The organism is Streptomyces fuscigenes (assembly GCF_021556455.1).
In the GTDB taxonomy this organism is placed as follows: Bacteria; Actinomycetota; Actinomycetes; order Streptomycetales; family Streptomycetaceae; genus Streptomyces; species Streptomyces fuscigenes.
The window spans coordinates 1-6,293 of record NZ_JAKGCV010000327.1 but is presented as its reverse complement, the minus strand read 5'-3'; the positions used below and the strand labels follow the sequence as shown (position 1 = coordinate 6,293).

Sequence of the window (6,293 nt, the reverse complement as noted above, 5' to 3'; positions counted from 1 at the left end):
CCAGGGCCTGGTGCGCACCTCGTCGCGCACGGACCTGCCCGGGTCCGCCAGTCGCCGCACCGCCTCGACCCCGGCACGAGGCGAGTCGGCCCAGACCACCGTGCCCGGCTCCGGCAGGCCCGCCAGGCGGTAGGCCAGGCGTATGCCGCGCTCCGCCGCGGGCCGGTCGGCCGGTGCCGTCGACATGCCGGCGCGGCGCCACCGCTTCAGCGCCTCAACCGCCTCCCGCGCGGCGACCGGCGCGCCGCTCCCGGTCCTCCCGTCGGCCGCCGGCCCGCCCCGGCTCCCGTCCACCGTCCCGCTCGTCACGGTCGTGCTGCTCGTCCCACTCGCCACGCTCGTCACGCTCGTGTCCGCCGTGCCCGTCATCCCCGTCGCTCCTGTCATCCCGATCGTCTTCGCCATCTGCGCCGTCCCCGTCAGATACGTCACGCCCTCGGCCGCTCACCGACCACTGCCGACGGCCCCCGGCCCGCGGTGCGCCGCCGCGTCCCTCCTCGCCGGACCTCGCCGCCGCCGGCCCTCCGGCATCGGGCCCGGGCGCTCCGCTCCCGCTCGCCCCGTCCGGGTTCAGTCCGCGACGAGGCGCACCGCTCCCGGCACGTACTCGCGCTGCCGCACGACCCTGAACCACCCCGCGGGCAGGGCGATCACGGCGTGCTCCTCGTGCACCACCCGTCCGCCCTGCGGCAGATGGAGGAACATCGGCGCCGCCGGGTCGTCGCTCTCGCGCACCAGGCGGCCCGGGCCCACGACCGCGTGCGCGTGCCCGGTGACCTCGCCGAGTGCGAGCACCAGGCGGCCCCGCCCGTCGCGCGGCTCGCCGTCCGAGGCGGCGGTGCGCCCCGGGACCGCGTCCTCTGCGACGGGCACGATCAGCACGTCTCCCTGCCGGAACATGGCTCTCCCCTCCACCGGGGCACCGAGTGCGCCCCGACCTGCCGAAGACGCTAGGGGGTGGGTCGGACAATCGCCCTCGGCCGCGGGCGGCGCACCGCGTCGCCGGGCGCGGCGCACTGGTGGAGCCGCCCGGCCACCGGTGCTGTCAGTGGCAGTTGGTAGAACTGCTGCATCGTCGGCCGACTCGGTGCCGCCCGCTTTCTGGAGCCATCGCCATGCCCATGGACATCCTCGAGGACTTCCACGGCCTTCCCACCTTCGACTTCCCCGAGCCCGGGGCCGGTACGGAGCTGCCGCCGGCCGATTCGGTGGCCTGGCGCGTGCGCGTCGAGGCCTACGAGGCGGAGCATTCGTGGGAGGAGGAGTTCGCCCGGTTCGCGGAGACGGTCGACCTCTCGCGGGTGCGGGCGCTGATCGTCGGGGCCTGGAGCGACGTGTACGAGACGGGACCGGACGAGGTCGTCAAGCCGCTGGTGGAGGCGAGCGACCGCCTGACCGCCCTGCGGGCCCTGTTCCTCGGGGACATCGAGGCGGACGAGTGCGAGATCTCCTGGATCCACCAGGGCCAGGTGGCGCCGCTGCTGCAGGCCTTCCCCCGCCTCGAGGTCTTCGGCGCCCGGGGTGGCCAGGATCTCGAGTTCGCGCCCGTCGAGCACGCGTCCCTGCGGACGCTGGTCCTCGAGACGGGCGGACTGGACGCCTCCGTGGTGCGGGGCATCGCCGCGAGCACGCTGCCCGCACTGGAGCGGCTCGACCTGTGGCTGGGTGTCGAGTACTACGGCGGCACGGTCGAGGTCGCGGATCTCGCTCCGTTCCTGTCCGGCGAGGGCCTGCCCGCGCTGCGCCACCTGGCCCTGCACAACAGCGAGTTGCAGGACGAGATCGCGATGGCGTGCGCGTCCGCTCCGGTCGTCGCCCGGCTGGAGACGCTGGACCTGTCGATGGGCACGCTCGGGGACGCGGGCGCCGAGGCCCTGCTGTCCGGGCAGCCGCTGACCCATCTGAAGAAGCTGGACCTCTCGCACCACTACCTGTCGGAACCCGTCCAGGAGCGTCTGAACAGGGAACTCGCCGCGGCCGGGGTGGAGGTGGACCTCGACGACGACGACGCGGGGGACGACGACGAGCGCTACGTCGCCGTGTCCGAGTGACGCCGCCATGACTCTTGTGGTGGTGGGCGTCCCCGGCAGCCGGCGGGTGGCGCTGTTCGGGGCGGCGGTGGCGGCGGCCGGGTTGCCGCCGGCGCGTCTCGTGCCCTGGGCCGACGTCCTGCGCGGTGCCCCTTCGGCGTTCACCTCGGACGACACGGTCCGCGTCGACTCGCCCGGCGAGGACGCCGAGGTGGACCGGCTGCTGCGGGGCGGCGTCGAGCCGACCCGGGTGGAGGGCACGGCACGCTGGTATGCGGGGGTGACGGCGGCGGTCCGGCGGCTCGGGCGGGCCGCGTCGGACGCCGGCGCGGTGCTGCTGGACGACCCGGAGGAGCTGGCGGTGCTGTTCGACAAGCGGTGGTGCCACGGGGAGTTGGCGCGGGGCGGGGTGACCGTCCCCGCCTCCCCCACCTCGGGCCCTGGAGCCCCCCGGGTGCGGGGCTGGGAGGACGTGCGGTCGCTGATGGCGGGCGCCGGGCTGCGCCGGGCGTTCGTCAAGATCGCGCACGGCTCGTCCGCGTCGGGCGTGCTCGCGGTGGAGACGGCGGGCGGCGGGCGGGTGCGGGCGATCACGTCGGTCGAACGCGCCCCCTCGGGCCATCTGCACAACTCGCTGCGGGTGCGCGCCTACCGCTCCGAACGGGACGTCGCCGCGATCGTCGACGCGCTCGCGCCCGACGGCCTGCACGTGGAGCAGTGGCTGCCCAAGGCCAGGCTGCGCGGCCGCAACGCGGACCTGCGGGTCGTCGTGGTCGGCGGCCGGGCGACGCACCTCGTGGTCCGTACGGGCAGCTCCCCCATGACCAACCTGCACCTCGGCGGCGCCCGGGGCGATCTGGCGGACGCCCGGCAGCTCGCGGCGACGGCCGGCGGCGTCCTGGACGACGCGCTGCGCCTGTGCGAGGACGCGGCGGCCCGCTTCCCGGGCACGCACTGCGTGGGGGTGGACCTGCTGCCGCTGGATCGCGGCCGGGGCTTCGCCGTGTGCGAGGTCAACGCGTTCGGCGACCTGCTGCCGGGGCTGACCGGCCTGCCGGGGACGCCCGCCGAGGGACTCGACACGTACGGTGCCCAGCTCGCCGTCCGGCCGCTGCGGGGTGCCCGTGCCGGGGCCTGAGCCGGACATGAACGAGGTCGTCGGCCGCGACGACCTGCTGCTCGTCACACTGGACACCCTGCGCCACGACGTGGCGCAGGAACTCGCCGCCGCCGGGCGGACGCCCGAACTGGCCCGGCGGCTGCCCGGCGGCCGGTGGGAGGAGCGGCACGCGCCGGGCAGTTTCACCTACGCGTCGCACCAGGCGATGTTCGCCGGGTTCCTGCCCACGCCCGCCCGCCAGGGGCCCCATCCCCGGCTGTTCGCGGCGCGCTTCCCGGGCAGCGAGTCCACGGCGGCGGGGACGTACGTATTCGAGGGCCCGGACCTCGTCTCCGGGCTCGCGGCCGCGGGCTACCGCACGGTGTGCCTGGGCGGTGTCGGGTTCTTCAACCGGCTCGGCCCGCTCGGCTCGGTGCTGCCGGGCATGTTCCAGGAGGCGCACTGGGAGCCGGAGTTCGGCGTGACGTCGCCCCGTTCGTTCGAGGCGCAGGTGGACCGGGCCGAGCGGGTCGTGGCCGGCCTCCCGCCCGGGCAGCGGCTGTTCCTCTTCGTCAACGTGTCGGCGCTGCACCAGCCGAACTGGTTCCACCTGCCGGGCGCCACCGCCGCGGCCGGCGACAGCAGGGCCAGCCACGCGGCGGCCCTGGAGTACGTCGACCGGCACATCGGTCGCCTGTTCACCGCGATGAGCGCGCGTCGCCGCTGCTTCGCCATGGTCTGTTCCGACCACGGCACGGCGTACGGCGACGGCGGGTTCAGCGGCCACCGCATCGGCCACCCCTCCGTGTGGACGGTGCCCTACGCCCACTTCTTCCTCGACCACGGGACGGCCCCATGAACGACGACGCGGCGCCGCGTCCGTACCAGAACTACGTGTACGCCTATCCGCACAAGACCGCGTACCGCCCCCTCGGCGAGGCGCCCGCGCTGCGGGACGTCTGGGCGGGCGAGCGGCGCGACGCGCTCTCGCTCTATCTGCACGTCCCGTTCTGCGAGGTGCGCTGCGGCTTCTGCAACCTGTTCACGCGGATCGGCGCGCCCGACGAGCTGACCTCCCGTTATCTGGACGCGCTGGAGCGGCAGGCGGTCGCGGTGCGCGAGGCCCTCGGCGACGCGGAGCCCGTGCGCTTCGCGGCGGCCGCGTTCGGCGGCGGCACGCCGACCTTCCTGACGGCGGGCGAGCTGGAGCGGCTCTGCGACATCGCGGAGAAGCGGATGGGGGCGGACCTGCGCGCGGTCCCCCTGTCGGTGGAGGCCTCGCCCGCCACGGCCACCGCCGACCGGCTGGCCGTCCTCGCGGCCCGGGGCGCCACCCGGCTGAGCCTGGGCGTGCAGAGCTTCGTCGACGAGGAGGCGCGGGCGGCGGTGCGCCCGCAGCACCGGGCCGACGTCGAGGCCGCCCTGGGGCGCATCCGCGACGCGGGCATACCCGTGCTGAACATCGACCTCATCTACGGGATCGACGGGCAGACCGAGGAGAGCTGGCGCCACTCGCTGCGGGCCGCACTCGCCTGGCGGCCCGAGGAGCTCTACCTCTACCCGCTGTACGTGCGCCCGCGCACCGGCCTCGGCCGGCGCGGGCAGCCGGGCGAGGCCGAGTGGGACGCCCAGCGGCTGCGCCTGTACCGCCACGGCCGCGACCTGCTGCTCGCGGAGGGCTACGAGCAGGTGTCGATGCGGATGTTCCGCCGGCCGGGAGCGCCGGAGCGCGGGCCCGGGGACCACGCCTGCCAGACCGACGGGATGATCGGGCTGGGGTGCGGCGCCCGCTCGTACACCTCCCGCCTGCACTACTCGTTCGACTACGCCGTGGACATGTCCGAGATCCGCACGATCATCGACCGGTACACCGAGACGGCCGACTTCAGCAGGGCCCACCACGGATTCCGCGTCGAGCCGGACGGCGACGAGCCGCGCCGCCGCCACCTGCTGCAGTCCCTGCTCCAGGCCGCCGGCCTGGACGTGGCCGAGTACCGGGACCGGTTCGGTGCCGGACCCGGGGACGACTTCCCGGCCGAGCTCGGGGACTTCGCCCGGCGCGGCTGGCTCGACGGGGCAGCGGCGGACGAGCGAACGCTGCGCCTGAGCCCGGAGGGTCTCGCCCACTCGGACGCGCTCGGCCCGGCCCTGTTCTCCCCCGCCGTGCGGTCCGCGATGGCCGCGTACGAGCCGAGGTGAGGCGCCCGTGGATCTGACCGTCCTGTACCGGGGCCCGCTCGCCTCGTGCGACTACGACTGCCCGTACTGTCCCTTCGCGAAGCGGCGCGACTCCCCCGAGCAGTTGCGCACGGACCGCGCCGCCCTGGAGCGGTTCGCGGGCTGGGCGGCCGGCGCGACCGGGGACCGGCTCTCCCTGCTGTTCACGCCGTGGGGCGAGGGCCTCGTGCGGTCCTGGTACCGGCGGGCCCTGACCGAGCTGTCGCATCTGCCGCACGTGGCGCGGGTGGCGATCCAGACGAATCTGAGCGGCCGCACGCAGTGGACCGCGGACGCCGACCCGGCGACGCTCGCGCTGTGGTGCACCTACCATCCCGGACAGACGCCGTACGACCGCTTCCTCGCCAAGTGCCGGGAGCTCGGTGAGCGGGGCGTGCGTTTCAGCGTCGGGATCGTGGGGCTGCCGGAGCACCTGCCGCATGCGCGCAGGCTGCGCGCCGACCTCCCGGGGCACGTGTACCTGTGGGTGAACGCGGCCGAGGGGCACGTGTACACCGACGAGGAGGCGGCCCGCTGGACGGCGCTCGACGCCCTGTTCCCGTACAGCAGGACCCCGCACCGCTCCGCGGGCCTGCCCTGCCGCACGGGCGAGTCGGTGGTCTCGGTGGACGGGGCGGGCACCGTGCGCCGGTGCCACTTCGTGCCGGCGGAGCTGGGCAACCTGTACGACGGCTCCTACCGGCGGGCGCTGCGGCCGCGGGCCTGCCCGCTCGCCGTGTGCGACTGCCACATCGGCTACGTGCACCTGGAGACGCTGCCGCTGTACGACGTGTTCGCGGGCGGCGTGCTGGAGCGGATCCCGGCCCGGATGCCCGTCCCGGGCGGGCCGCCGGCCCCGCCCGGCCCGGCGGGCGCGCCCGGTCCGCTGCCGCTCGTGCCGGGCTCCTGACGGGCACGGGGCCCGTGAACGCGGGCGCGGGGCCCGT

6 protein-coding genes and 1 pseudogene are annotated in these 6,293 nt (G+C 75.5%); 5 read left to right on the top strand and 2 right to left on the bottom strand.

All coding sequences use genetic code 11. The features are described from left to right. Positions 1 to 432 (bottom strand): annotated as a pseudogene (locus tag L1885_RS21380) (hypothetical protein); the annotation flags it as partial. A 138-nt stretch (positions 433 to 570) separates the two neighbouring features. Beyond that, on the bottom strand, positions 571 to 900 hold the full coding sequence (locus L1885_RS21375) for a DUF8820 family protein (protein ID WP_235798787.1): 330 nt from the start codon (positions 898 to 900) through the stop codon (positions 571 to 573). A gap of 215 nt (positions 901 to 1,115) precedes the next feature. On the opposite strand from L1885_RS21375, the gene L1885_RS21370 reads away from it, so the two are divergent. Genes L1885_RS21370 through L1885_RS21350 form a run of 5 tightly spaced genes read left to right on the top strand, consistent with a single transcriptional unit; the run spans position 1,116 to position 6,256 of the window. Further along, positions 1,116 to 2,051, top strand: a complete 936-nt coding sequence (locus L1885_RS21370; RefSeq protein ID WP_235798786.1) for an STM4015 family protein — start codon at positions 1,116 to 1,118, stop codon at positions 2,049 to 2,051. Between the two features lie 7 nt (positions 2,052 to 2,058). Beyond that, the gene (locus tag L1885_RS21365) at positions 2,059 to 3,168 is read left to right on the top strand and encodes an STM4014 family protein (RefSeq protein WP_235798785.1); all 1,110 of its coding nucleotides are present in this window, start codon (positions 2,059 to 2,061) and stop codon (positions 3,166 to 3,168) included. A gap of 7 nt (positions 3,169 to 3,175) precedes the next feature. Next, positions 3,176 to 3,988, top strand: coding sequence for an STM4013/SEN3800 family hydrolase (locus L1885_RS21360; protein ID WP_235798784.1), 813 nt, complete (start codon positions 3,176 to 3,178; stop codon positions 3,986 to 3,988). Further along, complete coding sequence (locus L1885_RS21355) at positions 3,985 to 5,328, top strand: STM4012 family radical SAM protein (protein WP_235798783.1); 1,344 nt, start codon at positions 3,985 to 3,987, stop codon at positions 5,326 to 5,328. The genes L1885_RS21360 and L1885_RS21355 overlap by 4 nt, the downstream gene beginning before the upstream one ends. A gap of 7 nt (positions 5,329 to 5,335) precedes the next feature. Continuing rightward, a complete protein-coding gene (locus L1885_RS21350; RefSeq protein ID WP_235798782.1) occupies positions 5,336 to 6,256 on the top strand; it encodes an STM4011 family radical SAM protein in 921 nt (306 codons plus the stop codon). The last annotated feature ends 37 nt before the right edge of the window (positions 6,257 to 6,293 follow it).

Bases quoted from the DNA above. Each gene is read 5' to 3' on its own strand.
- L1885_RS21375 (WP_235798787.1), bottom strand. From the start codon at position 900: ATGTTCCGGCAGGGAGACGTGCTGATCGTGCCCGTCGCAGAGGACGCG.
- L1885_RS21370 (WP_235798786.1), top strand. From the start codon at position 1,116: ATGCCCATGGACATCCTCGAGGACTTCCACGGCCTTCCCACCTTCGAC.
- L1885_RS21365 (WP_235798785.1), top strand. From the start codon at position 2,059: ATGACTCTTGTGGTGGTGGGCGTCCCCGGCAGCCGGCGGGTGGCGCTG.
- L1885_RS21360 (WP_235798784.1), top strand. From the start codon at position 3,176: ATGAACGAGGTCGTCGGCCGCGACGACCTGCTGCTCGTCACACTGGAC.
- L1885_RS21355 (WP_235798783.1), top strand. From the start codon at position 3,985: ATGAACGACGACGCGGCGCCGCGTCCGTACCAGAACTACGTGTACGCC.